Origin of the sequence: Nocardioides euryhalodurans (assembly GCF_004564375.1) — a bacterium.
Lineage (GTDB): Bacteria > Actinomycetota > Actinomycetes > Propionibacteriales > Nocardioidaceae > Nocardioides > Nocardioides euryhalodurans.
Map to the genome: position 1 here is coordinate 2,800,505 of NZ_CP038267.1, position 23,417 is coordinate 2,823,921.

22 protein-coding genes and 1 tRNA gene are annotated in these 23,417 nt (G+C 72.6%); 10 read left to right on the forward strand and 13 right to left on the reverse strand.

What is annotated here, in order from left to right:
• Window positions 1-151: 151 nt before the first annotated feature.
• On the forward strand, window positions 152-610 hold the full coding sequence (locus EXE57_RS13405; RefSeq protein WP_135078295.1) for an RrF2 family transcriptional regulator: 459 nt from the start codon (window positions 152-154) through the stop codon (window positions 608-610).
• Between the two features lie 9 nt (window positions 611-619).
• On the opposite strand, the gene EXE57_RS13410 is transcribed toward EXE57_RS13405, so the two are convergent.
• From EXE57_RS13410 to EXE57_RS13425, 4 genes are all read right to left on the reverse strand, one after another.
• Window positions 620-1,261, reverse strand: coding sequence for a DUF2461 domain-containing protein (locus EXE57_RS13410; RefSeq protein WP_135078297.1), 642 nt, complete (start codon window positions 1,259-1,261; stop codon window positions 620-622).
• 31 nt (window positions 1,262-1,292) lie between these two features.
• The gene (locus EXE57_RS19790) at window positions 1,293-2,396 is read right to left on the reverse strand and encodes a hypothetical protein (RefSeq protein ID WP_167305902.1); all 1,104 of its coding nucleotides are present in this window, start codon (window positions 2,394-2,396) and stop codon (window positions 1,293-1,295) included.
• A 1-nt stretch (window position 2,397) separates the two neighbouring features.
• Window positions 2,398-3,636: a cysteine peptidase family C39 domain-containing protein gene (locus tag EXE57_RS13420; RefSeq protein ID WP_135078299.1), complete on the reverse strand. Its 1,239-nt coding sequence runs from the start codon at window positions 3,634-3,636 to the stop codon at window positions 2,398-2,400.
• Window positions 3,637-3,886: 250 nt separating this feature from the next.
• Window positions 3,887-3,962 (reverse strand) — tRNA-Gly (locus EXE57_RS13425).
• A 62-nt stretch (window positions 3,963-4,024) separates the two neighbouring features.
• Here EXE57_RS13425 and dcd point away from each other — a divergent pair.
• The 6 genes from dcd (at window position 4,025) to EXE57_RS13455 (ending at window position 9,600) form a co-directional block, all read left to right on the forward strand.
• Entirely contained in the window at window positions 4,025-4,600 is a 576-nt protein-coding gene (gene dcd / locus EXE57_RS13430; RefSeq protein WP_135078301.1) for a dCTP deaminase, read from the forward strand.
• A 99-nt stretch (window positions 4,601-4,699) separates the two neighbouring features.
• Window positions 4,700-5,740, forward strand: coding sequence for an iron-siderophore ABC transporter substrate-binding protein (locus EXE57_RS13435; protein WP_135078303.1), 1,041 nt, complete (start codon window positions 4,700-4,702; stop codon window positions 5,738-5,740).
• Window positions 5,737-6,762, forward strand: a complete 1,026-nt coding sequence (locus tag EXE57_RS13440) for a FecCD family ABC transporter permease (RefSeq protein WP_244246828.1) — start codon at window positions 5,737-5,739, stop codon at window positions 6,760-6,762. The genes EXE57_RS13435 and EXE57_RS13440 overlap by 4 nt, the downstream gene beginning before the upstream one ends.
• The gene (locus EXE57_RS13445; RefSeq protein ID WP_244246829.1) at window positions 6,759-7,811 is read left to right on the forward strand and encodes a FecCD family ABC transporter permease; all 1,053 of its coding nucleotides are present in this window, start codon (window positions 6,759-6,761) and stop codon (window positions 7,809-7,811) included. The genes EXE57_RS13440 and EXE57_RS13445 overlap by 4 nt, the downstream gene beginning before the upstream one ends.
• A 5-nt stretch (window positions 7,812-7,816) precedes the next feature.
• Complete coding sequence (locus tag EXE57_RS13450; protein WP_135080971.1) at window positions 7,817-8,659, forward strand: ABC transporter ATP-binding protein; 843 nt, start codon at window positions 7,817-7,819, stop codon at window positions 8,657-8,659.
• Between the two features lie 5 nt (window positions 8,660-8,664).
• On the forward strand, window positions 8,665-9,600 hold the full coding sequence (locus tag EXE57_RS13455) for a siderophore-interacting protein (protein WP_244246830.1): 936 nt from the start codon (window positions 8,665-8,667) through the stop codon (window positions 9,598-9,600).
• Window positions 9,601-9,652: 52 nt separating this feature from the next.
• On the opposite strand, the gene EXE57_RS19795 is transcribed toward EXE57_RS13455, so the two are convergent.
• The 3 genes from EXE57_RS19795 to EXE57_RS13465 form a co-directional block, all read right to left on the reverse strand.
• The gene (locus EXE57_RS19795; protein ID WP_167305903.1) at window positions 9,653-9,808 is read right to left on the reverse strand and encodes a hypothetical protein; all 156 of its coding nucleotides are present in this window, start codon (window positions 9,806-9,808) and stop codon (window positions 9,653-9,655) included.
• 26 nt (window positions 9,809-9,834) lie between these two features.
• Entirely contained in the window at window positions 9,835-10,605 is a 771-nt protein-coding gene (locus EXE57_RS13460) for a DUF4097 family beta strand repeat-containing protein (RefSeq protein ID WP_135078305.1), read from the reverse strand.
• A 78-nt stretch (window positions 10,606-10,683) separates the two neighbouring features.
• Complete coding sequence (locus EXE57_RS13465; protein WP_135078307.1) at window positions 10,684-11,220, reverse strand: toxin-antitoxin system HicB family antitoxin; 537 nt, start codon at window positions 11,218-11,220, stop codon at window positions 10,684-10,686.
• A gap of 163 nt (window positions 11,221-11,383) precedes the next feature.
• Between EXE57_RS13465 and EXE57_RS13470 the strand changes: the two genes are divergently transcribed.
• The 3 genes from EXE57_RS13470 to EXE57_RS13480 all read left to right on the forward strand — a co-directional run bounded on the left by EXE57_RS13470 (window position 11,384) and on the right by EXE57_RS13480 (window position 13,934).
• Window positions 11,384-13,108, forward strand: a complete 1,725-nt coding sequence (locus EXE57_RS13470; protein WP_208543096.1) for a sodium:solute symporter family protein — start codon at window positions 11,384-11,386, stop codon at window positions 13,106-13,108.
• A 10-nt stretch (window positions 13,109-13,118) separates the two neighbouring features.
• Complete coding sequence (locus EXE57_RS13475) at window positions 13,119-13,412, forward strand: hypothetical protein (RefSeq protein WP_135078309.1); 294 nt, start codon at window positions 13,119-13,121, stop codon at window positions 13,410-13,412.
• 69 nt (window positions 13,413-13,481) lie between these two features.
• On the forward strand, window positions 13,482-13,934 hold the full coding sequence (locus EXE57_RS13480) for a hypothetical protein (protein WP_135078311.1): 453 nt from the start codon (window positions 13,482-13,484) through the stop codon (window positions 13,932-13,934).
• Here EXE57_RS13480 and EXE57_RS13485 read toward each other — a convergent pair.
• The 6 genes from EXE57_RS13485 to EXE57_RS13510 all read right to left on the reverse strand — a co-directional run bounded on the left by EXE57_RS13485 (window position 13,903) and on the right by EXE57_RS13510 (window position 23,368).
• On the reverse strand, window positions 13,903-17,226 hold the full coding sequence (locus EXE57_RS13485; protein WP_135078313.1) for a (Fe-S)-binding protein: 3,324 nt from the start codon (window positions 17,224-17,226) through the stop codon (window positions 13,903-13,905). The two genes, EXE57_RS13480 and EXE57_RS13485, sit on opposite strands and share 32 nt — an antisense overlap.
• A 142-nt stretch (window positions 17,227-17,368) precedes the next feature.
• Window positions 17,369-19,858 carry an amidohydrolase family protein gene (locus EXE57_RS13490; RefSeq protein WP_135078315.1) on the reverse strand — a complete coding sequence of 830 codons (2,490 nt, stop codon included), beginning with the start codon at window positions 19,856-19,858 and terminating at the stop codon, window positions 17,369-17,371.
• 54 nt (window positions 19,859-19,912) lie between these two features.
• Entirely contained in the window at window positions 19,913-20,671 is a 759-nt protein-coding gene (locus EXE57_RS13495; protein WP_135078317.1) for an IclR family transcriptional regulator, read from the reverse strand.
• A gap of 42 nt (window positions 20,672-20,713) precedes the next feature.
• Entirely contained in the window at window positions 20,714-21,238 is a 525-nt protein-coding gene (locus tag EXE57_RS19800; RefSeq protein ID WP_167305904.1) for a hypothetical protein, read from the reverse strand.
• Window positions 21,239-21,347: 109 nt separating this feature from the next.
• Window positions 21,348-22,595: a vanadium-dependent haloperoxidase gene (locus EXE57_RS13505; protein ID WP_135078319.1), complete on the reverse strand. Its 1,248-nt coding sequence runs from the start codon at window positions 22,593-22,595 to the stop codon at window positions 21,348-21,350.
• 71 nt (window positions 22,596-22,666) lie between these two features.
• Complete coding sequence (locus EXE57_RS13510; protein WP_167305905.1) at window positions 22,667-23,368, reverse strand: helix-turn-helix transcriptional regulator; 702 nt, start codon at window positions 23,366-23,368, stop codon at window positions 22,667-22,669.
• Window positions 23,369-23,417 lie beyond the last annotated feature (49 nt).

Genomic DNA, 23,417 nt, shown 5'->3' on the forward strand with positions numbered 1-23,417 from the left:
TTCTCGGGGTCGTGGGTGACGGGTCGCGGGATGCCTACCCGTCGGTAACATCCAGTATCGCCCGGCACCGTTCCGCACGCAAGGAGATCGCGCTGCCCTCGCCCGCCGTGTGACGTACGGCACGTCCCCGCCCGTCTGACAAACTGACCCCATGCGCGTCTCCGCCAAGTCCGACTACGCCCTCCGGGCGCTGATCGAGATCGCCCGCCAGTCCGACGGAGGTGCGGTGAGCGCGGAGGAGCTCGGTCGTCGGCAGGACATCCCCCACGGTTTCCTGCAGGCGATCCTGGCCGACCTGCGGCGCGCGGGCATCGTCATCTCCCAGCGGGGGCAGTCCGGCGGCTGGCGGCTGGCCCGCGAGGCCGACAGCGTCCCGGTGGCCGACGTGATCCGCGCGGTCGACGGCCCGCTGGTGTCGGTCTACGGGCTGCGTCCCGAGGCGGTCACCTACAACGAGCAGGCGGCCGCGCTGCAGCAGGTGTGGATCGCCGCCCGCCGCTCGCTGCGCGACGTCTTCGAGCACGTGTCGATCCAGGACCTCGCCGTGGGCGAGCTCCCCGAGGCGGTCACCTCACGCACGGTCGACGAGGACGCCTGGCAGCCGCACTGACGCTGCGGGTCACTCCGCGCGGTCGCCGTGGTCGGCGATCCACTCCACGAGCGGTCGCAGCGACCGCCAGTCGGTGCGCACCTGCTCGAGCAGCTCCTCCCCGATGGCCTCGCTGCCGAAGCCGTACGGCTTGCCGGCGAAGAGCTGCTTGTGGCGCAGCAGCCCGATCCGGGGGTGGTCGGCGGCGTAGCCGCGGGGGCTGGTCTTGAGCTGGTCACCGCTGATCTCGAAGCCCTGGCGCTCGAGCCCGGCGAGCAGCTCCTCCAGCCGGGGACCGTGCAGGTCGTGGGCCATGCCCGCCCGGATCGCGGCCAGCCGCGGGCCGGACGCCTCGTAGAAGCCCGCGCCGACGCGGGTGCCGCGCGCCGAGATCTCGACGTACCAACCGGTCGAGGGGCCGGCCGCGACGAACGCCCCCTGGTGGGTCTTGTAGGGCGTCTTGTCCTTGGCGAAGCGCACGTCGCGGTAGGGGCGGAAGACCTTGGCCTCGCCGAACTCCGGCTCCAGCGCCGCGACCAGGGCGGTCATCGGGGCGCGCACCGCCTCGGCGTACGTCGCCTTGTGCTGCTCCCAGAACGACCTCGTGTTGTCCACCTCGAGGTCGTCGTAGAAGTCGAGCGCGCTGACGGGGAAGCCGGTGAACTCGTCCACGCCACGACCCTACGCAGGCCGGGCGGCGGGGTCAGCGCAGGGACGTGGTGACCTGTTCGTCGCCGGCCGCGCTGAAGGCGGTGAGGGTGAGGTCGGTGCCGCCGCAGCGCGGTGCGCTCAAGAAGGCCCGGCCGGTCCCGGGGGACTCGTAGACGACCTCGGCCTCGCCGTCGAGCACCCGCACCAGCCGGGCCGGGTCGCTGTCGCGCTGCGGGTCGCGGACGAAGTACGCCGCGTCGCCGCACCAGGTCAGCGTGCCGGAGGTGCCCGGTCCGAGCTCGACCGTGCCGTTCCCGTCGTCGGTGAAGAACTCGGCCACCTCGATCCGCCGCTCGTCCGGGATCTCCGACCAGACCTGGGCCACCTCGGTGACGGCGGAGTCCCAGCCGACGCAGTCGGTGACCCCGGCGAGCGGCACGAAGGAGGCGCCCTCGACCCGGTTGAGGGTGCGGCACGAGGGGCGGCCGGAGTCGAAGGTCATCGCGGAGGTGCCGGCCGCGGTGGTCGTGACGTTGTTGAAGCCGCTGCGCGGTGGGGCGCACGGGCCGAGCCGGCTGCTGCCGGCGACGAGGTCGACCACGGCGAGGCAGTAGTCGCCCTTCCGGACGGTGGCGTGGGTGAGCAACCCGGAGCCCAGCGCCCACGAACCGCCGTTGGTGGTGGCCGGATCCGAGGAGCCGTCGATGCGCGTCACGTCGCCGGTGGCGAGCTCGACCACGGTCGCGATGCCCGGCTTCGTCTCCTGCTCGTGGCCGGCGACGACGACGGCGTACTCCCCGTCGATGAGGGTGTCGGTGATCCGGAAGCCGGCGGGTGCCCCGACGGTCCGCGGGTCGGGACCGCTGAGCTCCGCCGACGAGCCGTCCTCACCCTGGGTGAGGGTCCACGGTCCGCTGACGGTGACCAGGTCCTCGACCGGGCCTGCGACCGGCTGCCAGTCGAGGGCGCCGGCGCCGGGCTCGCGGGTCGGGCTCGAGGGCGGTTCGTCGGTGGGGCTCGGCGACGGCTCGTCCGGCGTGCTGGTGGGGGAGTCCGAGGCGGTCGGCTCCGGTGCCGGGGTGGGCGCCGGGTCGTCGCCGGAGCACCCGGCCAGCAGCGCGGCCGCGAGCGCGACCGGGAGGAGGAGCCGCCTCACCTCACACGCCGATGTTCTGGTGCGGGTGGGCCTGGTTGGCGCGGAAGCTGCGGTAGGCGCTGCGCCACTGGACCCGGTTGATGTAGGGCTCCGAGGGGTCGAAGCGCTGCTGGTTCCACGGCTCGAAGTAGCCGACGTCGGCCGGCTTGCGACCGCGCTTGTCGTAGCCACGCCCGACCTGGAAGTGCCCGGAGGCGTCGTCGTCGAGGTAGGGGTAGAAGCGCTTGAGCAGGATCGGGTGGTAGACCATCGGGGCGCGGTAGTCCTCGATGTGGCGCATCGTCAGCAGCAGCCACTTCTTGTAGCCGTAGTCGGAGATGTCGAGGACGACGTACCGCCCGGCACGGCTGTCGCGGTCCCAGCCGGTGTCCTGGTTGACGACGCGGACCATCTCGGAGATCGCGCTGCCGCTGGTGGTCGTGCCGAGCCGGCGGGCCCAGTGCTTCTGGGAGCGCTGGCGGTGGCTCCAGCCCCAGGTGATCATCTGCATCGTGGCGGGGCCGCACCAGTAGCTGCGTACCTGCTCGGAGGTCCGGCGCGGGAGCAGCACGGTCGACCGGCGCGGGTAGTCGCGGATCAGCTTGGGACGGGCCGCTGCCTGGCGCGCCGAGGTCGTCTGGGCGGTGGTGGTGGCGCGCGCCTCGGGGTGGCGCTCGAGGAAGCCGGCGGGGAGCGGCTCACCCAGGACCTGGTGGCGGAGCAGGACGACCTTGGCGACCGACCGCGCCGCGGCCTCGAGCTCGGCGCGCTCGGCGGCCTCCCGCTCGGCGGGGTCCAGGGCAGCACGTTGCGCCAGGAAGTCGGCGTCGCTGAGGTCGCCGGTGGTCTCGGTGGCAGTCGTACGCCGGGAGGCGCTCGCCGCCGCCCGGGCCTGGACCTCGGACTCCTCCGCCTGCGTCCACCCGCGCCCGAGGCAGTAGCGCTGGCCCTCGAACTCCGCACAGCGCATCAGCTGGGCGGCCTGCCCGGCGAGGGTCGTCCGGGCGCTGGTGCCGTCAGGGGAGTCGGCGAGGACCCGGTCGATCTCGGCACGGGCGGCCGCGTCGACGGTGCCCGGTCCGGGGGCGCCGGACGTGGCGGCGTACTCCTGCTCCGTCGCCGGGGTCAGCGCGCCGTCGCGGTGGCGACCGTCGGGCAGGAACGTCGCCATGGTCACGACCAGCGCGAGCGCCACGACGGCGGCCGCGACGAGCGTGCCGGGCGTGGGTCGGAGGGGAAGGTGGAGGCGGTTCCGAGACATGGCGGGGGCCCTCGGTGTCGGGGAAGGTGACACAACACTGTCCCCACTGGTCACACGAATCGTCAAGTTTCACAGTTGTGAGGGCCGTTGGGGTGGCGCCGGTGGTCGAGGTGCGAGCGGAGCGAGCCTCGAGACCCGGTGAGGGAGGCAGGGGGGTGCGCGGGTGCGGGGATCTCGTGGCTCAGGCCTGGGCGGCCTTCGCACCTCGATCTCCGGGGAGGCGCCGGTGGCCCGATCGCCGGTGGGGACGTGGAGCGGATGACGAGACTCGAACTCGCGACATCGACCTTGGGAAGGTCGCGCTCTACCAACTGAGCTACATCCGCAGTGCGGATGGATCGTACCCGACGCCCCGCGGGTCCGGGTGGGGGCCGGTAGGTTGTCGCCCGTGCTGCTCAGCGACCGCGACATCCTGGCCGAGATCGACGCCGGACGGATCACCATGGACCCGTGGGACCCGGCGATGATGCAGCCGTCCTCGATCGACGTCCGGCTCGACCGCTTCTTCCGCGTCTTCGAGAACCACCGCTACCCCCACATCGACCCCGCGGCCGACCAGTCCGACCTCACGCGCCAGGTCGAGCCCGAGGGCGACGAGCCCTTCATCCTGCACCCGGGGGAGTTCGTGCTCGGGTCGACGTACGAGGTCGTCGGGCTGCCCGACGACGTCGCGGCCCGGGTCGAGGGCAAGTCCTCGCTCGGCCGGCTCGGGCTGCTCACCCACGCGACCGCCGGCTTCGTGGACCCGGGCTTCACCGGTCACGTCACCCTCGAGCTCGCCAACGTGGCGACGCTGCCGATCAAGCTCTACCCGGGCATGAAGATCGGGCAGTTCTGCTTCTTCCGGCTCTCCTCGGCGAGCGAGCACCCGTACGGCTCGGAGAAGTACGGCTCGCGCTACCAGGGCCAGCGAGGCCCGACCCCCTCGCGCTCCTTCCAGGGCTTCCACCGCACCTCGATCTGACTCCCGGCGTCCCACGGAGGGGACCCCGCCTGGCCATCGGGCGAGGAAGTTAGGCTAGCCTCACCAACCTAAGGCTCACCTAACTCAAAGGATCCCGTGATGGCCCGTCTTCCCCGCCGTACGGCGCTGGCGCTGGTCGCCGCCCTCGGCGCTCCCGTCCTCGCCTCCTGCGCCACCGGTTCCACGACCGAGCAGGTCGAGGCCCAGACCGTCACCGAGGTCGACGCGGACGCCTACCCGGTCACCATCGAGCACGCCTTCGGCGAGACCACGATCGAGAAGGAGCCGCAGCGCGTGGCGACCCTCGGCTGGACCGACCAGGACAACGCGCTCGCCCTCGGCGTCGTCCCGGTCGCCGCCACCAAGCTCACCTGGGGCGGCAACGAGCAGGGCTCCTCCGACTGGTTCGACGCCGAGGTGGAGGAGCTCGACGCCGAGGCGCCGGTGCGCTACGACGACGCGGACGGCGCCCCGATCGAGGACGTCGCGGAGGCGCAGCCCGACCTGATCCTCGCGACCAACTCCGGCATCACCGAGGCGGAGTACAAGAAGCTCAGCAAGATCGCCCCGGTCGTCGCCTACCCCGACGCCCCGTGGGTGACCCCGTGGCAGGACTCGCTGGCGATGGCCGGCGAGGCGCTCGGCCGGGCCGAGATCGCCGCCGAGGTGACGGCCGACACCGAGGCCGCGATCGAGCAGGCCCGCGAGGACAACCCGGAGATCCAGGACAAGTCGCTGATCTTCGCGTTCCTCTCCGCCGCCGACCTCTCGTCCGTCGGGTTCTACATGCCGCAGGACCCGCGCGTGGCGATCCTCAACGACCTCGGCATGACCAACGCGCCGATGGTCGAGGAGCTGGCGAAGGACGGCCAGTTCTACGGCACGGTGTCGGCCGAGCGAGCCTCCGAGCTCGAGTCCGACGTGCTCATCACCTACGCCGAGGCCGCCGACGACCTGCAGACCTTCACCGAGGACAAGCTGGTCGGCCAGGTGCCGGCGCTGGCCGAGGGCCACGCGTACGCCGAGCCCGACAAGGAGCTCGGCCTGGCCGTGACCAACCCGTCCCCGCTGTCGATCCCGGTCATCATCGAGGACTTCCTGCCCCACGTCGTCGACGCAGCGGAGGGCAACGCTTCGTGACGCTGGCCCCGACCCGTCCGGAGGGCGAGGCGCCTGCTGCGGCGCCCCGCTCCCGGACCCCGATCACCGTCGCGGCCCTGGTCGCGGCGGTGGTCGGGGTCTCGGCGGTGTCGGTGCTCGTCGGGGCGAGGACGCTTCCCGTCGCGGCGGCGCTGGACCCCGACCACCCGCTCCGGGCGATCGTCGACGCCCGCATCGAGCGGACCCTCCTCGGCCTGGCCGTCGGTGCTGCGCTGGGGCTCGCGGGAGCCTGCATGCAGGGCCTGACCCGCAACCCGCTGGCCGACCCCGGCATCCTCGGCATCAACGCGGGTGCCGCCTTCGCGATGGTGGTCGCGATCTCCGTCCTCGGGATCTCCGACGTGACCGGCTACGTCTGGTTCGCCTTCCTCGGCGCCGCCGTCGCCGCCGTGGTCGTCCACCTCGTCGCCTCGCTCGGCCGCGAGGGCGCAACCCCGGTCAAGCTGGCGATCGCGGGTGCCGCGGTCACCGCCGCCGTCACCAGCTGGACCTCGGGCGTCCTGCTCATCGACCGCAGCACCATGGAGACCTTCCGTCTCTGGCAGGTCGGGACCGTCGGCGGCCGCGACCTCGACGTGCTCCTGCTCGGCCTGCCGTTCCTGGCAGTCGGCGCGCTGCTCGCGCTCTCGGGGGCGCGGGTGCTCAACGCGCTGGCGCTGGGCGACGACCTGGCCCGCAGCCTCGGCCGACGTACGGTCCTCGACCGGGTCGTCATCGGGGTCGCCATCGTGCTGCTCGCCGGCACCGCGACCGCGCTGGCCGGACCAATTGCCTTCGTCGGGCTGATGGCTCCCCACGCGGTCCGCGCGATGGTCGGCGGCAGCTACGCGCTGGTGCTGCCGCTCAGCGCCGTCACCGGAGCCGTCGTGGTGGTGCTGGCCGACACCCTGGGCCGGATCGTGCTGCCCCCCGCCGAGGTCCAGGTCGGGATCATGACCGCGATCGTCGGGGTGCCCGTCTTCCTGGTGCTGATCCGGCGCGGTGGGACGGCCTCGCTGTGACGGCCCTCCTGCTCGCCCCCGAGCGCGACACCCCCGACGTCGAGGTCGTACGCCGGGCCCGCGGCCGGACCGCCCGCCGCCGCAGCCTCGTGGTGGGTGGCCTCGCGGTCGCGCTGCTGCTGGCCTTCGGCGCCCGCGTGCTGCTCGGCGACTACACGGTCACCATCCCCGACTTCCTGCGGATCCTCACCGGCACCGAGATCCCGGGCGCCTCCTACATCGTCATGGAGAGCAAGCTGCCGCGCGCCGTGCTCGCCGTCCTCGTCGGCGTGGCCTTCGGCGTCGCCGGCGGGATCTTCCAGACCACGCTGCGCAACCCGCTCGCGAGCCCCGACATCATCGGGATCAACCTGGGCGCCAGTGCGGCAGCGGTGGTCGCGATCGTGCTCCTGGACCTGCAGGGCGTGCCGGTCTCGGTCGCCGCCGTGGCCGGCGCCATCGGGATCGCCGTGCTCGTCCGGGTCGCCGCCGGCCCGGGTGCCGGCTACCGGCTGGTGCTGGTCGGGATCGGGGTCGCTTCGGCCCTGCAGGCCGTCATCCAGTACGTGTTCACCCGCGCCGACGAGTACGACGCCCAGCTCGTGCTGCGCTGGCTGACCGGCAGCGTGAGCAGCGCCGACTGGCCGACGATCCGGGTGCTGGTCCTGCTGCTGGCGCTCCTGCTCCCGGCGGTCGCGCTGCTCGCCCGGTCGTTGCGCGCCACCGAGCTCGGCGACGAGGCGGCGGCCGGACTCGGCATCACGCCCCGGCGTACGGACCTGCTCCTGATGTTGGCGGTGCTGCTCGGCGCCGTGGGCGTGGCTGCCGCCGGCCCGATCGCCTTCGTCTCGTTCCTGGCCGCGCCGATCGCCCGGGCCCTCAACCGCGGACGGACCACGCTGGTCGGTGCCGGTCTCGCGGGCGGTCTGATCGTGGTCGCGGGTGACTACGTCGCCGACTACCTGCTCGCCGACATCAACTTCCCCGTCGGCGTCGTCACCGGTGCGCTCGGGGCGCCGTTCCTGCTGTGGCTGCTCGCCCGCGGCCGAACCGGAAGGAGGGTGGCGTGACCGCCATGACCACCGACCCGCAGACCTCGACCGACCCGCTGGCTCCCGACGGGCGGCTCGTCGCCGACGCCGTCAGCCTCGGGTACGGCGACCGCACCGTCGTCGACCGGCTCTCCCTGGTCGTCCCCGACGGCGCCGTCACGGCCGTCGTCGGCGCCAACGCGTGCGGCAAGTCCACGCTCCTGCGCGGCATGGCGCGGCTGCTCCGTCCGACTGCCGGCTCGGTGCTGCTCGACGGCCAGCAGATCCACCGCGCGCCGACCCGCCAGGTCGCCCGCACGCTCGGGCTGCTGCCGCAGGCGCCGGTCACGCCCGAGGGCGTGAGCGTCGTCGACCTCGTCTCCCGCGGCCGGCACCCGCACCTGGGCGCGACGCGGCGGTGGAGCCACGACGACGACGCTGCCGTCGCCGAGGCGCTGGCCCTCACCGGCACGACCGACCTCGCCGACCGCGACGTCGACGCGCTCTCCGGCGGCCAGCGGCAACGGGTGTGGGTCGCGATGGCGCTGGCGCAGGGCACCGACCTGCTGCTGCTCGACGAGCCGACGACGTACCTCGACGTGGCGCACCAGATGGAGCTGCTCGAGCTGCTGCGCGACCTCAACGAGGCTCGTGGCACCACGATCGTGATGGTGCTCCACGAGCTCAACCTCGCGGCCAGGTTCGCCGACCACCTGGTCGCGATGTGCGAGGGCCGCATCGTCGCCGCGGGCGACCCGGGTGACGTGCTGACCGAAGAGACGGTGCGCGAGGTCTTCGGGCTGCCGTGCCGTGTCATCCCCGACCCCGTCTCGGGGACCCCGCTGGTCGTCCCGCTGGGGCGATCCCCACGAAAGGCCGATCGTTGACCGCCATGACCACCGACCGTCTCCCGATGATCCTCGACGAGGTCGAGGTCGTCCGCGTCGAGCAGCTCTCGCCGAGCTTCGTCCGGGTCGAGCTCGGCGCCGCCGTGCTCGCCGACTTCGGCGTCGACGGGCCCCTGTACGACCAGCGCATCAAGCTCGTCTTCCCCAACGACGCCGGTCGACTGGCGTCCTTCTCCGGTGCCGACGAGTCGTGGTTCAGCACCTGGCTCGACATCCCCGAGGCGGAGCGCGGCCACATGCGGACCTACACGGTCCGGGAGGTGCGCGGGACCGGCGTCGACACGCGGCTCGTCGTCGACTTCGTGCTGCACCTCGAGGACGGCGCCTCGGGCCCGGGTGGTCGCTGGGCGGCGGGTGCCCGGGTGGGCGACCGGCTGGTGCTGATCGCGCCGCGGAAGGGTGAGGCCTTCGGGGGGATCGAGTTCGCGCCCGGGACCGCACGCCACCTGCTGCTGGCCGGCGACGAGACCGCCGTACCCGCGATCTCGGCGATCCTCGAGTGCCTGCCCGAGGGCTCGCGCGGGACGGCGTTCCTCGAGGTCCCGGTCGGGGCCGACGTGCTGGAGGTCGAGGCGCCGGTCGGCGTCGAGGTGGTCTGGCTGCCGCGCGACGGTGCCGTGCTGGGGGAGCGGCTGCACGCTGCGGTCGTGGCCCACCTCGGGGCGGCGCCGGTGGCGGTGGGGCTGGTCGACGACGACGTCGACCCGAACGTCTGGGAGACGCCGACGTACTCCTCCTCCGGTGAGGAGGACGCCCCGGCGGTGACGCCCGGCCGGCACGACGACCTCCATGCCTGGATCGCCGGCGAGTCGAAGGTGGTCACCAGGCTGCGTCGCCACCTGGTTACCGAGCTCGGGATCGGCCGCCGCCAGGTCGCCTTCATGGGCTACTGGCGCCAGGGCGTCGCGATGCGCTCCTGAGGCCGGCCGCCCCACCCGTCACATCGACGGGCGATCCCTGCAGACGGACCGCTCACTGCTCCAGGCGGTCGGCGACCCGTCGCAGCCGGGCGGCCACCCTGGTGCGGGTCGGCACGTGCGGGGCCGCGGGGTGGCGGGGCCGGTGGTGCCGTTCGGCCTCGTGGTGCTGGCGTACGAGCTCCTCGGCCTCGGTCAGGTAGAGCGACATGGCGGTGCTCCTCTCGTGGGCGGTGCTCAGCGCTGGGTGAGGACGACGTCGCCGCTGACGGTGCTGGCGCGGAGCTCGATGTGCTCGGCCCCCTCGACCGGCTCGCCGGCGCCCTCGACGTCGGAGTGGATGCGGCCCGACACGGTGGAGATGTCGGTCCAGACGGGGACCCCGGCGGGGATCCCGACGTGGACGGAGCCGGAGGCTCCCTTGGCGTGGAACCGTCCGTGCCGGGCGGTGTCGATCATCAGGTCGCCGCTGCCGGTCATCACCGACACCTCGGTGGTGGCCTCGCGGAAGCGGACGTCCCCCGAGCCGGTCTTGACGACCGCCGGACCGAGGTTGCGGCTGACCTCGACGTCGCCCGAACCCGTCGAGACCGCGATCGAGCCGTCGGTCTGTCCCAGGCGTACGTCGCCCGAGCCGCACTTGACCTGCAGGTCCCCGGCGGCGTGCTCGACGTCGACGTCTCCCGAGCCGGTCTTGACCTGGGTGGTGCCGACCGGTCCGTGCAGCTCGACGTCCGCGCTGCCGGTCTTCACGGCGACCTCGCTGCCGGCCGGGACCGTGATCGTCATGTCGAGCCCGTCGTCGCCGCTGAAGAAGCCGGTCCTCCGGTGGGGCGGCGTCACCCGGATCGTGCGGCCGTCCTGGACGACCTCGACCTCCTCGGCGTGACGGCCGGAGATGGAGACGTGGGACTCGGTGGTGTCGGCCGCGGTGACGTGCACGTGGCCGGAGCCGTTCTCGACCGCGAGCCGGACCGGCTCGGGGGTCTGGAAGTGGTGCTCGGTCATGGTTCCTCCAGGGTGTGCGGGACCAGGGGGCCGGCCGGTGCCGGTCCCGTGAGGGTGTGGGTGGGTGGTGGTGCCGGGTCAGATCCAGCCGGTCATGCGGCGGCTGCCCCTCCCCTTGCGGAAGACGTCGAAGCCGTCGGGGAACGGGATGCTCGACAGGTCGATGTCGACGTCGACGGCCGAGTCGCGGGTGGCGGCACGCACCACCTTGACCAGCCAGGTGTTGAGGCTGTCGCCGGCGCGGGCGGCCTTCTCCTCGGCCCGGGCCTTGACCGACTCGGGGATCCGGAGGGTGACCCGGGCGAGCCCGCCCTCGTCGGTCTCCTCCGGGGGAGCGGGCGGGGCCGGCGGCGCAGGCGCCGACGGGGCCTGGGCCGCCGAGTGGACGACGAAGTCGAGCTCTCGGCCGTCGAGGCGTACGTCGACGCCGCCGTCGGGCAGCTCGGCGGTGATCTCGGCGGCGGCCTGGGAGATCGCCTCCATCAGGGCGAGCCGGGTCGCCGGGGCCAGGGCGAGGACGAGGCGCTCGGCGGCCTGCTTGATGTCGTCGCCCCCGGCCTCGGCGGCGGCGACGAGGTCCTGGCGGAGGCTCTCGACGTACGGGGTGATGTCCATGCGCACCACTATGACATCACTGTGACGTCACGGCAAGGGCTGGATGACAGCGAATGGCGTCAGCCTGCCGCAGGTTCCGGTGGTCTACGGTGGTCCGGCGGGCCGGGACCGGCCAGCGAGCGACGTCTCGGAGGTGTCAGGCAACGTGTCCGTGCAGCTGACGGTGATGGCGGAGACCCTCATCGACGCCCGTCTGGTCGACTACGCGATCCTCGCGACCTACTTCGCCTTCGTGCTCGGGATCGGGATCCTGGCCCGGCGCCACGTGTCCGACTCGGTCGACTTCTTCCTGTCCGGCCGCTCGCTGCCGGCCTGGGTGACGGGCCTGGCCTTCATCTCGGCCAACCTCGGCGCGGTCGAGATCATGGGCATGTCGGCCTCGGGTGCGGAGTTCGGGCTCCCGACGGTCCACTACTTCTGGGTCGGCGCGATCCCGGCCATGCTGTTCCTCGGCGTCGTGATGATGCCGTTCTACTACGGCTCCAAGGTGCGCTCGGTCCCGGAGTTCATGCTCCGCCGCTTCGGTCCCGCCGCCCACCTGGTCAACTCGCTCTCCTTCGCCCTGGCCCAGCTGCTCATCGCCGGCGTCAACCTCTACCTGCTCGGGACGATCGTGCAGGCGCTGCTCGGCTGGTCGCTCTGGGTCGCGCTGGTCGTGGCCGCGGTCATCGTGCTCTCCTACATCACCCTCGGCGGACTGTCGGCCGCGATCTACAACGAGGTGCTGCAGTTCTTCGTGATCGTCGCGGGCCTGCTCCCGCTCACCCTGCTCGGGCTCCACAACGTCGGCGGCTGGGACGGACTGACCGCGCGGATCACCGAGGCCGCCGACGCCGGGGCGGGCCCGCCGGCCGAGCAGCAGCTGAACTCCTGGCCCGGGCAGGCGCTGTCCGGCTTCGACTCGCCGATCCTGTCGGTGATCGGCATCGTCTTCGGGCTCGGCTTCGTGCTGTCCTTCGGCTACTGGACGACCAACTTCGTCGAGGTCCAGCGCGCCATGGCCACCGACTCGATCTCGGCCGCGCGGCGTACGCCCATCATCGGGTCGTTCCCCAAGATGTTCGTCCCCTTCATCACGATCCTCCCCGGCATGATCGCCGCGGTGCTCGTCACCGAGATCGCCGACCTGAAGGCAGGAGAGACACCACAAGGGGTGGCCACCGGCGCGGAGGTCACCTACAACGACGCGCTGCTCTACCTGATGCGCGACCTGCTGCCCAACGGCCTGCTGGGGCTGGCGATCACCGGCCTGCTGGCCGCGTTCATGGCAGGCATGGCGGCCAACATCTCGGCCTTCAACACCGTCTTCAGCTACGACCTGTGGCAGGCGTACGTCGTCAAGGACCGTGAGGACGGCTACTACCTGCGCATCGGGCGGCTCGCCACGGTCGGCGCGACCGTGGTCGCGATCGGCACCGCCACCTTCGCGGCGAGCTTCTCCAACATCATGTCCTACCTGCAGACGCTGTTCGGCTTCTTCAACGCCCCGCTCTTCGCCACCTTCATCCTCGGCATGTTCTGGAAGCGGATGACCGCGACCGCCGGCTGGATGGGCCTGGTGGCGGGCACCCTGTCGGCGGTGCTGGTGGCACTGCTGAGCGAGGACGCCTTCGGGTCGCTCAGCCTCGGGGTGATCCCGATCAGCGGGCAGGGGGCCGCGTTCCTCGCCGCCTCGACCGCCTTCGTGGTCGACGTGCTGCTCAGCATCGTGATCTCCCTGGTGACCAGTCCCAAGCCGGAGGGCTCGCTGGTCGGGCTGGTCTACTCCGAGACGCCCAAGGAGATGCGCACCGACCCCGACGAGGCGTCGGCGCCGTGGTACCGCCGTACCCTGCCGCTCGCGGGGGTCGCCCTGGCCATGGTCACCGTCCTGAACATCCTGTTCTGAGGAGCTCCGCATGTCCGACACCTCGCAGACCCCGCAGGCCGAGTCCGGGACCAAGAAGGCCGGCGCGTTCGACGTCCGTACGATCATCGGCTCGCTGCTCGGCATCTACGGCGTCGTGCTGACCCTGATGGGGCTCTTCGGCGACCCGGAGACCGACAAGACCGGCGGCCCCAACGCCAACCTCTGGGCCGGTCTGGTCCTGCTCGCGGTCGGCGCGATCTTCCTCGCCTGGGCCCGGCTGCGCCCGATCGTCGTGCCCGCGACCGTCGACCACGACGAGTTCAAGGCGCGTCCGGAGCACTGACCGCGACGGCGCCCGGCTGAGTGCCCGGGCTCAGGCGGGACCCGGGTCAGGGGCGTCACCCTGGTGGACGTGACCTCCACCGACGTCAGCACCTCCCGCCCGCACCGTCCCCGGCACGCCGTCGGCCGCTTCCTGGTGGCCGCCGTCGTGCTCACCGCCGCCTCGTTCGCGGCCCACTGGGTCTGGCTCGGCTGGGACGTGGAGTACGACGGTGACCCGAGCACCGGTGCGGTCAGCGGCCCCTACCAGGTCTGGCAGGTCGCCGGCTGCGTCCTCACCCTGCTCGGGGTCGCGGTCGTGGCAGGCGTCCGTGGACACTTCTGGGCCGCCACCGTCGTCATGCCGGTGGCCTACACGACGGCCTTGTCCCTCCAGGCGCAGGCGTCCGACGAGAGCGGGCTGTGGCTCGTGGGCGCGATCCTGGTCCTCGTCGGGATGAGCCTGGCCGTCCCCCTCGTCGCCGGGCTGGCGAGCGCGGTGAGCCGATCGGTCAGAGGTCGAAGAGCGATCCCGACTCGTTGATGTCGGCGTCCGTACGAGGCTGGTGCGACGGGCCGCTGCTCGACGGCTTCGGCTCCTCCGGGGACTCCTCGTCCTCGGTGGTCTCCTCGCTCGACTCGTCGGTCGTCTCGTCCGTCGCCGGCTCGGGCTCCGAGTCCGACTCCGCATCGGGTTCGGCCGGAGCCTGCGGCTCCTCGCCAGCCGTCGGCGCGTCGTCGGTCGCCGCCGCGGTGGCGGCCTCGCTCAGCGCGGCGCCGTCGGACGCCGACTCGTCGGCGTCAGGGGTCTCGAGGTTCGTCGCTGACGCTCCTCGCACCTCGACCTCCGGGGCGTCGGACTTCTCGGCCTGCTCGGGTGCCGGGATGTCGAACAGCGACCTACCCTCCGGGATCTCGGAGGACGCGGGGGCCGTGGCGGGCTCGGAGGCGTCGGTCTCCGGAGCGTCGACCTCCGGCGCCTCGGCCTCCGGCGCCTCGGCCTCCGCGGCGGCAGGCCCGGGCTGGGGCGACGCCTCCGCGGCGGGCGCCGGCTCCGGCTCCGGGGCGGCGATGTCGAAGAGCGAGCCACCCGATCCGAGGTCGGCCCGGGGCTTCTCGGGCTCCGTCTCGGCGGTCGTCTCCTCGACCACGGGTGCCGCCTTCTCCGGCTCAGCCTCGGCCTCGGGCTGGTCGCCGCCGAGGTCGAAGAGGGAGCCGCTCGCTCCGAGGTCGTCGGCAGCAGCGGAAGGCTTGTCCGGCTCGGCCTCGGGCTGGTCACCGCCGAGGTCGAAGAGGGAGCCGCTCGCTCCGAGGTCGTCGGCAGCAGCGGCCGGCTTCTCCGGCTCCGGCTCGGCTGCCGGCTCGTCGCCGCCGAGGTCGAAGAGCGAACCTCCGGACGTCTCGGGCTTGGCGGCCGCGGCCTCCTCGGGCACCGACTTCTCCGCGGACGTCGTCCCCGGCTCGTCGTCGCCACCGAGGTCGAAGAGGGACGATCCACCGCTCGCCTTGGCGGCCGGGCCGGCGTCGGAGGTCTCGGTGATGGTCCCCTCGGTCTGAGTGGCGTCGCCGGCCTCGGGCTCGGCGGCAGTCTCCTCGTCGCGGGTCAGGGTCGCGGTCGCCGTGCCACCGGCCGCGGACGCCGAGGCGGCCGCCTTCTTCTGGCGCGTGGCGGGCTCGCCCTTCACCGACGCGAGCAGCATCTGCGCCACGTCGAGGACCTCGACCTCCTCGCGGGCCTCGCCCTGGTCCTGCAGGGCGGTGACTCCGTCGGAGAGCATCACCCGGCAGAACGGGCAGCCGACCGCGATCTGGTCGGCACCGGTGCCGACGGCCTCGCTGGAGCGGTTGGTGTTGATCCGCTCGCCGATCGTCTCCTCCATCCACATCCGGGCGCCACCGGCACCGCAGCAGAAGGACCGCTCGGAGTTGCGCTCCATCTCGACGAACTCCGCACCGGGGAGCACCTGCAGCAGCTCGCGCGGGGGCTCGTAGACCTGGTTGTGGCGTCCGATGTAGCACGGGTCGTGGTAGGTGATCGACCGCTTGGCGGCGCCCTCGCCGGTCGCCACCGGGGTCAGCCTGCCCTCGCGGACGAGCCGGTTCAGCAGCTGGGTGTGGTGGACCACCTCCAGCTCGATGCCGAACTCCTTGTACTCGTTCTTGAGGGTGTTGAAGCAGTGGGCGCAGGTCGAGACGACCTTCTTGACCTTGAACTCCTTGAAGGTCTCGACGTTCTGCTGGGCCAGGCCCTGGAAGACGAACTCGTTGCCGGCTCGGCGGGCCGAGTCGCCGGTGCACGTCTCGCCCTTGCCGAGCACGCCGAAGGAGATGCCGGCGATGTCGAGCAGCTCGGCCACGGCCCGGGTCGTCTTCTTGGCGCGGTCCTCGTACGCCCCGGCGCAGCCGACCCAGAACAGCCAGTCGACCGACTCCAGCGACTCGAGGTCCTCGCCGACGACGGGCACCTCGAAGTCGAGGCCCTGCGCCCAGTCCATGCGCATGTTGGGGGAGAGGTTCCAGGGGTTGCCCTTGGACTCCAGACCCTTGAAGAGCTGGTTGAGCTCGGCGGGGAAGTTGTTCTCCACGAGCACCTGGTGGCGCCGCATGTCGATGATGTGGTCGACGTGCTCGATGTCGACCGGGCACTGCTGGACGCAGGCGCCGCAGGTGACGCAGGACCACAGCACGTCGGGGTCGATGACCGCGCCGCCGGTGGGGTGCCACGCCTCGCCCTCGGTCGCGCCGACCAGGGCCCGCTCGACCTCGGCCGCGAGCTCGGGGTCGGCCTCGAGCATGGAGTCGCGCTTGGCCTGGTCGGCCTGCAGGTAGGAACCGATGTGGAACGCGTGGTCCCGCATGTTCATGATCAGCATCTTGGGCGAGAGCGGCTTCTCGGTGTTCCACGCCGGGCACTGGTCCTGGCAGCGCCCGCACTCGGTGCAGGTCGCGAAGTCGAGCATGCCCTTCCACGAGAAGTCCTCGATGGAGCCGATGCCCAGCTTGGTGTCCTCGTCCATGTCCTCGAGGTCGTCGAGGGTGACCGCCTTGCCGCCGGAGGTGAGCGGGCGGGCGGCGCCGAGCGCGACCGGCTGGCGCTTGAACATCACGTTCAGGGGCGCCACGAAGATGTGGAGGTGCTTGGAGTTGAGCACGATCACGAGGAAGACCAGCATCACGCCGATGTGGAGCAGCAGGCCGATCCCCTCCAGCACGTGGAGGGCGTCCTCGGACAGTCCGTCGAGGGCGTTGCCGAGCGCCACCGACACGAACGCGCCGCCGTCGTACGGCAGGTTGCCCAGTGCCGAGGCGGCGCCCCGGAACAGGAACATCGTCCAGATGACGTTGAAGATCATGAACAGGACCATCCAGGCCCCGCCGAGGTGCGAGCCCGAGAACCGGGACCGGCGGCCCAGCCTCTCGGGGGCGTTGCGCAGCCGGATCTGGGCGAAGACGCCGAGGCTGACCAGGGCCAGGACGGCGATCAGGTCCTGGGCGAAGCCCAGCACCTCCCAGTGGCCGATCAGCGGGATCGCGAAGTCCTCCGAGACCAGCAGCACGCCGTAGGCCTCGAGGTAGACCGTCGCGAGGATCAGGAACGCCCAGAAGACGAACAGGTGCGCGGCACCGGGGACGGTCCACTTCAGCAGCTTCTGCTGGGCGAAGACCTCGACCAGCTGGGTCTTCACCACCTGGCCGACGCGACCGGTCACGCCCTCGACACGGCCGGGGTCGGGCTGGCCGCTGGTGATCAGGCGGTAGAGCCACACCACCCGTCGGGCTGCGATCGGCAGCAGGACCAGGTTCAGCAGCAGGCCGACGATCAGGACCCAGTTCACAACGTCTCCTCGGGGCAGGGGGCGACGACGCGGTGCGTCGCGCCGAGACTACGGCGATCCGGCGCCGCGGTCAGCGGGCGAGCTGTGTGAAACAGGCTACTTCCGAGTAACCAGACGCCGGGAGCCGGGGCGGACCAGGCCCTCACCGGGCCACGCGGACCCCGGCGACACGCCCGCGGGCGGTCAGGTCGACCACGACGCGCAGCTCCGGGTCGGAGGCGCTGCGGACGCAGTAGGTGTAGGTCAGGTCCTGGCGGAGGTAGGGCTGCCCCACCCGCTGCAGCAGCCCCCGGATCGGCAGCCCGCGCGTGGCCGCGGTCCGGAAGGCGGCCACGGTGCGGCGCAGGTCGGGGTTGCGGCAGGAGTCGGGGTCGATGCCCTGCGCCCGCTCCCACGTCTGGAGGTACGCCTCCGCACCCCGGGCCATGTCGGTGACGATGGCCTCGCCGTCGCCCTGCTCGGCCTCGGCGACCAGGCGCAGGTCCTCGATCCAGTCCGGGTAGAGGCCGTACTGCGCCACGCCGTCGGTGTTGAGGTCGTAGACCCGGCGGCCGGCGCGCTGCCGGTCGACGGTGACGCCGCCGAGGCCCTCGAAGGGATAGGTGACCGGGTTGGGCACGTCGGCGCCGCGCGGGTCGCCCTGGGCGCCGAGGCCGTTCATGTCGGCGCCGTAGCCGAACCCGAAGTAGTAGCGCGGGTCGGCCCAGCCGAGGTGGGCACGCCACTTCTTCACGAAGCCCGTCGAGTCGCCGGCGTACGGCGCGATGTAGCCGCCCAGCTCGTAGATCCGCGGGTAGGCGTCCTCGGTCGACCACGAGTGGCTCGACACGACGCCGGAGTAGCGACGGGCCGCCACCAGGTCGAGCAGCGAGTCGCGGGCCTTGACGCTCATGTGGTCGGGGTCGACCAGCATGCCGCGCTCGGCGAGCCGACCGACGAGGTGCTCGCCGAGGCCGGTGAGGCCGCGCTCGTTGCAGTGGTCGGGGCGCGGATAGACGGGCAGCGCCGAGCCGACCGCGCCGTACAGGCTGCCGATCGCGCCGAACAGCGCGTCCTGCTGGTCCGGCGAGATCGACGGCGCGGCGAGCTGGTTGCGGTCGTGCGCGTCGGGGTGCGCCGGCTCGCAGTGGCGCATGTCCCAGTAGGTGTTGGTCTCCAGGAAGTTGGCGGCGTTGACCGCGGCCCCGGTGCTGCCCTCGTCGCCGGCCACCCCGGACAGCGCGTTGTCGAACTTGTTGACCAGCTCCATCTGGCGCACGCCGAGGCGGTGCACCTCGGCCAGCTGCCGGTCGATCGACGCCTCGGTGCAGCGGGCGTCGGGCCGGTCGCCGGTCGGCCCGGCGGTGAAGCTGCAGCCGAAGGGGACGCTGGTCTCGATGCCCATGACCACCGCCAGCTTGCCCGCGTTGATGACCCGCCGCGCCTGCCACGGGCTGGTGACGATGCGGTACCAGCCCTTGCCGGGGCCGCCCCACTGCGCGTCGACGTAGTCCTGCAGCTCGTACATCCGCTGCGCCTGCAGCCGGATCGAGTCCATGTCGTCGCACGAGTTGCGCTTGAAGGGATAGAGCATGCACAGCTGGTTGTTCTCGACGAGCAGGTTGACGAACAGTCGCTGCCCACCACGCCAGGAGCGCTCCATCCACCTGTAGTAGGTGCCTTCGTGCGTGAGCGAGTCAGGCGCCGGCCAGTCGCGGAAGGTCGGCCAGCCGACGGGGTCGTGCCGCGCCTCTCCGGAGAGCAGCGTCTCGAGCGCGCTGGTGCCGGTCTGGTGGTCCTCGCAGTCGACGAGGGCGGCCGGCGCGCCGAACCGGTCCCACGGCTTGCCGCAGTGGGCCTCGCCGCCGAGGAACTCGAAGGCCATCCCGTGGGTGTGGGCGTCGACGTAGCCGCGCACCTCCTGGAAGGGCGAGACGCCGACGAACGGATCGCCCGACACGTTGACCCGCGCCTCCGGGAACGAGGAGCAGCCGGTCGCGCGGGTCAGCAGGAACCGGCTGCGGCCGGCGCGCCTCAACGTCGTGCCGTGGCTGGTGAACGTGGTCAAGGTGCCGGCGCGGCGGGCCGTCCAGACCGTGTCGTCGGCGGGTTCCGCGGCTGTGCCGCCACCGGAGGCTACGAAGCGGCGGCGGGTGTCCTGCAGCAGGTAGTCGCCGAGGTCCGTCGCCTGGAAGAACAGCGGCTCGCCGCCCCGGACCAGGGTGTAGCAGCCGCCCGCCATGGCGTACCGCGTCCCCGGGTGGCGGTCCCGACGCTGACGGAGCGGGACGGTGGTCAGCTCGGGCTCCGGGGTCTGGCGGCCGCGGGCGACGGCCGCGATGTGCGCCGCTCGCGTGACGGCGCTCGTCGGGTCCTCGGCGCCCTGCTCACCCGCGCGGGACAGCGCGTTCTTGGTCGCCCCGTCGGTGTGGTCGTGGCCGTGACCGTCACCTCCGGCGCGGGGCTCGCGGTGTGCGTGCGGTCGCTGCTCGGCGACCTCGGCGGCCGCCTCGCGGACCGAGCGGTCGTAGCGGGACGGCAGGTCGCCGACCCGGTCGCCGGCACGGGCGGCGGTGAGCGCGCCCGCGACGAGGGCGGTGGCGGCGAGGCCCGTGACGAGCACGCGGCGCACGGACGGACGGCGGTCGGACACGGGCGTACCTCCGGGTGGCGGGTCGCCCGGCTCAACGACGGAGGGTGCGCGGGGTCACTCGCCGGCGGTGCCGCCGAGCCGTCGGGTCAGCCCGGCGGCCGCACGGCGTACGGCCTCGACGTAGGTCTCGGGCGAGGCCGTCCGGACGTCGACGGTGATCGCGACCCCGGCGACGGGATGGCCGGTGTGGTCCAGCACCGCGGCGGCCACGCTGGCGAAGCCGGGGGTGACGTCGCCGTCCTCGGTCGCGTAGCCGCGCTGCCGGGTCTCGGCCAGCACCGCCCGGAGCGCACTGGGCGAGGCCGGCCCGGTGCCGTGGCGCAGCGTGAAGGCGTCCCGGTCGGGATAGAGGGCTCGCACCTGCGCGGCGCTCAGGGCGGCGAGGATGGCGCGGCCGCTGGCGGTCAGGTGCGCCGGCAGTCGGACGCCGACGTCGGAGACCAGGCTGGGCTGGCCGGCGGCGCGCTCTTCGATCACGTACAGCACGTCGCGACCGTGGAGCACGGCCAGGTGGGCGTTGTGCCCGGACTCGTCGGAGAGGTCGGCGAGGGGACGCCGGGCGATCCGGGCCAGGGGCGCCTGGCGGACCCAACCGCCCCCGACCTCGTGGGCGGCCGGGCCGAGGCCGTAGCGGGACTCCTCGACCAGGTGCACCACGAAACCCTCGTCGACCATCGTGCGCAGCAGGTGGTACGCCGTGCTCCGCGGCAGGTCGCACGCCCGCATGATCCGGTCCAGCGGGGCCGGGTCGGGCTGCGAGGCGAGGAAGGAGAGGACCCGCAGGGTGCGCGTGGCCGCCGGCACCTGGCTCATGTGGGGAATGCTGTCACGAGCCGTGCGGTGCCGGCGGCGGGATCAGGCGCGGTGGGTGCCGGAGCCGGGCTCCTCGGTGGTCCGCTCGTGGTGCGGGTCCTCCGCGACACGGTCGTCGGGCGTCGGGGAGGCGTGCGCGCCGGTGGTCCCGGTGGTGGGCGTGCTGGTGCCCTCCGCAGGCGTGCCGGTGGGCCCGGCGGCAGGCGTCGTGCCCGGGGCGTAGTCCGGCGAGCGGTGGTCGACGTCGGGGTCGACCCGGTCGGCCTCCCGGACCTGGTCCTCGACCTTGGCGTGCTCCTGCAGGTGGCCCTGGCGGGCCCGCTCGGCCTCCGCCTCCGCCCGCTCGGCCTCGAGCCGCTTGCGCTCTGCCTCGAGCTCGGCCTCGCGGGCCTTCAGCTCCTCCTGCTGCACGGCGCCCTGCTGGGCGTGTGCCTCCTGGCGCAGGCCCTGGGCGTGCTGACGGTTCTGCTCGGCCTTGCGCTTGCGCGACATCGTCAGGGCCAGCCCGATCAGGGCGAGGACGACGACGACAGCCACGACGATCCAGACGATCTGGCTGGTGTCCATGGGTTACCTCCTGGTGGGCGGACCTCCCAACCTAGGTCGGCGGCGGGACGGCAGGCACACCTGAAAGGGTGTGGTCTCGGATCCGAGACGTACGGCGGCCGGCCGGACCTCAGCGCATGGCACGCATCACCCGCCGCGCGGTCTTGTGGCCGAGCAGGTAGCCGTCGTCCATGGCATCGCGGAAGTGCAGCCCGCCCCAGATCCGGGCGTGCAGCGCGTCGTGCTCGATGTCCGACAGGGACGAGTACGTCCGCTCTCGCTGCGCGGGGTCGGCCAGGAGGGGACTCTTCAGGGTCAGCGTGACGTCGTCACCGAAGGCCTTCCGCATCACCTCGGCGAACGGTGCCGTCGCGGACGCGTGTCCGCTGGTGTAGTCGGAGTAGAAGGGATTCGGGACCAGCGGCGCCCAGCCCGGCTGCGGCGTCGTGGCGGGGTTGCCGTCGTCGCGGAGGTCGTTGATCGCCTGGAACGGGCGCCAGAAGCCGATCTCGAACTTGAGCCGGTTGGTCTCGATGGCCGCCGTCGCCACGGCGGTGTCGATGGTGGCGAAGAGCTCCGTGGTGTCGCTGAGCCCCATCGGTTCGGCCGTCAGCAGGTCGCACACCGCGGTGCGGTACATCACCGGCGGGTTGAAGGCGAAGAAGCGAGCCGTGGCCGCCTCGTCGGCCAGGTCGGGGGTCGGGGTGGACGAGCCCGTCTCCAGCACCTCCTGGTAGTCGACGGCGTAGGCGTGGCTGTCGAGCGGGTCGGGACCGTCGAGCTTGACCCGACGGATGTGCACGAGCGGGTCGACGAAGCCGATCCATGCGCCGGCCATGCCGCCCCCCGTGGTCGGTGCGCCCGGCGGCGGCTGCCAGTAGCCCACCTCGTCGGGCTGCGAGTAGATGACGCTCAGGTCGTTGCGTCCGTCGTCCTCGCGACTCTCGACCATGCGGGCGGCGGCCTTCTCGCCGATGCGGACGCCCTTGGCCTCCGCGGGTCCGTCGGGGACGGCCGCGAGCGTGCTCGCGAGGTCGGCGTCGAGGTTGGCGGCGGACGTCGCGGCGAAGTACTCCCTCAGCACGCCGTGCGCGGCCGCGGCCACGGCTGCCTCGGCGGACCCGCCACGCTTCTGCACGCGATCCGCGGCGTCGTCCACGGCGATCGAGGTGAAGGCCAGGTAGAGGATGCCCACCGGGGGCGACGAGAGGCCCTCGGTGTAGATCGTGCGCAGGGCGATCCGCTGCCACGCGACGGCGGTCGCCGCGGCTGCCGCGTCGTCGTGTCCCGGCGGGTGGCCGCCGGCGGTGGCGGGTCCCAGCGGGACCACGAGCGCCAGGCAGGCGGTGGCGGCGAGCAGGTGACGGCGGACGGACATGGTGGGCCCCCTCGGACGTACGACTGGCCCTGTCAGTCTCGGAGCCGCGCAGGTCCGGTGGCTATTCGCGATCAGGCGAAGGTCTGGCCACGGGTGACGGCGTACGCCGGCCGCCCCTCGAAGGCCTGCACGGCCGCCATCCGGTTGGTCACGCCGAGCTTGCGGTAGGCGTGCTCGAGGTGCTTGCGGACCGTGCACGGCGCCACCGACATCCGGGCGGCCACGTCGGCGTTGGACATCCCGGTGGCGACGAGCCGCAGCACCCGCCGCTCCTGGGTCGTGAGGTCGGCGTGGAGCCGCAGGGTGGGCCGCTCGCGGAGCAGCCGGCGCAGGATCGGTTCGGTCATCCGCAGCAGGGCGAGGTCGGCCTCGGTGAACGGGCGGCGTTCCCGGTCCAGCCACACCTGCACCACCCGGTCGCGCCCGTCGCGGAAGCACAGCAGCAGGCCGTCGCTCATGCCGGTCCGCACGAGCTGGGGTCGGAACCGCGGGTCGTCGAGCTCGTGGAGGACGCCCTCGGGGCACTCCTCGTCGAGGCCCTCGTCGTGGACCCAGGCGCGCCACGAGGGCAGCGAGACCGAGTAGAGCAGGGTGCCGGTGTCCGCGTCCACGACGCCGAGGCCGATCACGTCGCAGGGGATCAGGCGCCCGAGCGCCTCGAGCGTACGTCGGTCGGGGTGCCGGTCGGCGCGAGCGGAGTCGGGAGCGGGCTCGAGGGCGAGCAGGGCCGTCAACGCGACCTGCCTCGGCTCGCTGAGCCGCACGGTGGGCATGGTCCCCCCTCCCCCCACCTTCCTCACTGGAGGGAGTCGCCGCGGTGGG

Coding starts and splice junctions, on each gene's coding strand:
- EXE57_RS19800 (WP_167305904.1), bottom strand. CDS start 21,238: ATGGACACCAGCCAGATCGTCTGGATCGTCGTGGCTGTCGTCGTCGTC.
- EXE57_RS13505 (WP_135078319.1), bottom strand. CDS start 22,595: ATGTCCGTCCGCCGTCACCTGCTCGCCGCCACCGCCTGCCTGGCGCTC.
- EXE57_RS13465 (WP_135078307.1), bottom strand. CDS start 11,220: ATGGACATCACCCCGTACGTCGAGAGCCTCCGCCAGGACCTCGTCGCC.
- EXE57_RS13435 (WP_135078303.1), top strand. CDS start 4,700: ATGGCCCGTCTTCCCCGCCGTACGGCGCTGGCGCTGGTCGCCGCCCTC.
- EXE57_RS19795 (WP_167305903.1), bottom strand. CDS start 9,808: ATGTCGCTCTACCTGACCGAGGCCGAGGAGCTCGTACGCCAGCACCAC.
- EXE57_RS13455 (WP_244246830.1), top strand. CDS start 8,665: ATGACCACCGACCGTCTCCCGATGATCCTCGACGAGGTCGAGGTCGTC.
- EXE57_RS13495 (WP_135078317.1), bottom strand. CDS start 20,671: ATGAGCCAGGTGCCGGCGGCCACGCGCACCCTGCGGGTCCTCTCCTTC.
- EXE57_RS13510 (WP_167305905.1), bottom strand. CDS start 23,368: ATGCCCACCGTGCGGCTCAGCGAGCCGAGGCAGGTCGCGTTGACGGCC.
- EXE57_RS13460 (WP_135078305.1), bottom strand. CDS start 10,605: ATGACCGAGCACCACTTCCAGACCCCCGAGCCGGTCCGGCTCGCGGTC.
- EXE57_RS13475 (WP_135078309.1), top strand. CDS start 13,119: ATGTCCGACACCTCGCAGACCCCGCAGGCCGAGTCCGGGACCAAGAAG.
- EXE57_RS13405 (WP_135078295.1), top strand. CDS start 152: ATGCGCGTCTCCGCCAAGTCCGACTACGCCCTCCGGGCGCTGATCGAG.
- EXE57_RS13450 (WP_135080971.1), top strand. CDS start 7,817: ATGACCACCGACCCGCAGACCTCGACCGACCCGCTGGCTCCCGACGGG.
- EXE57_RS13420 (WP_135078299.1), bottom strand. CDS start 3,636: ATGTCTCGGAACCGCCTCCACCTTCCCCTCCGACCCACGCCCGGCACG.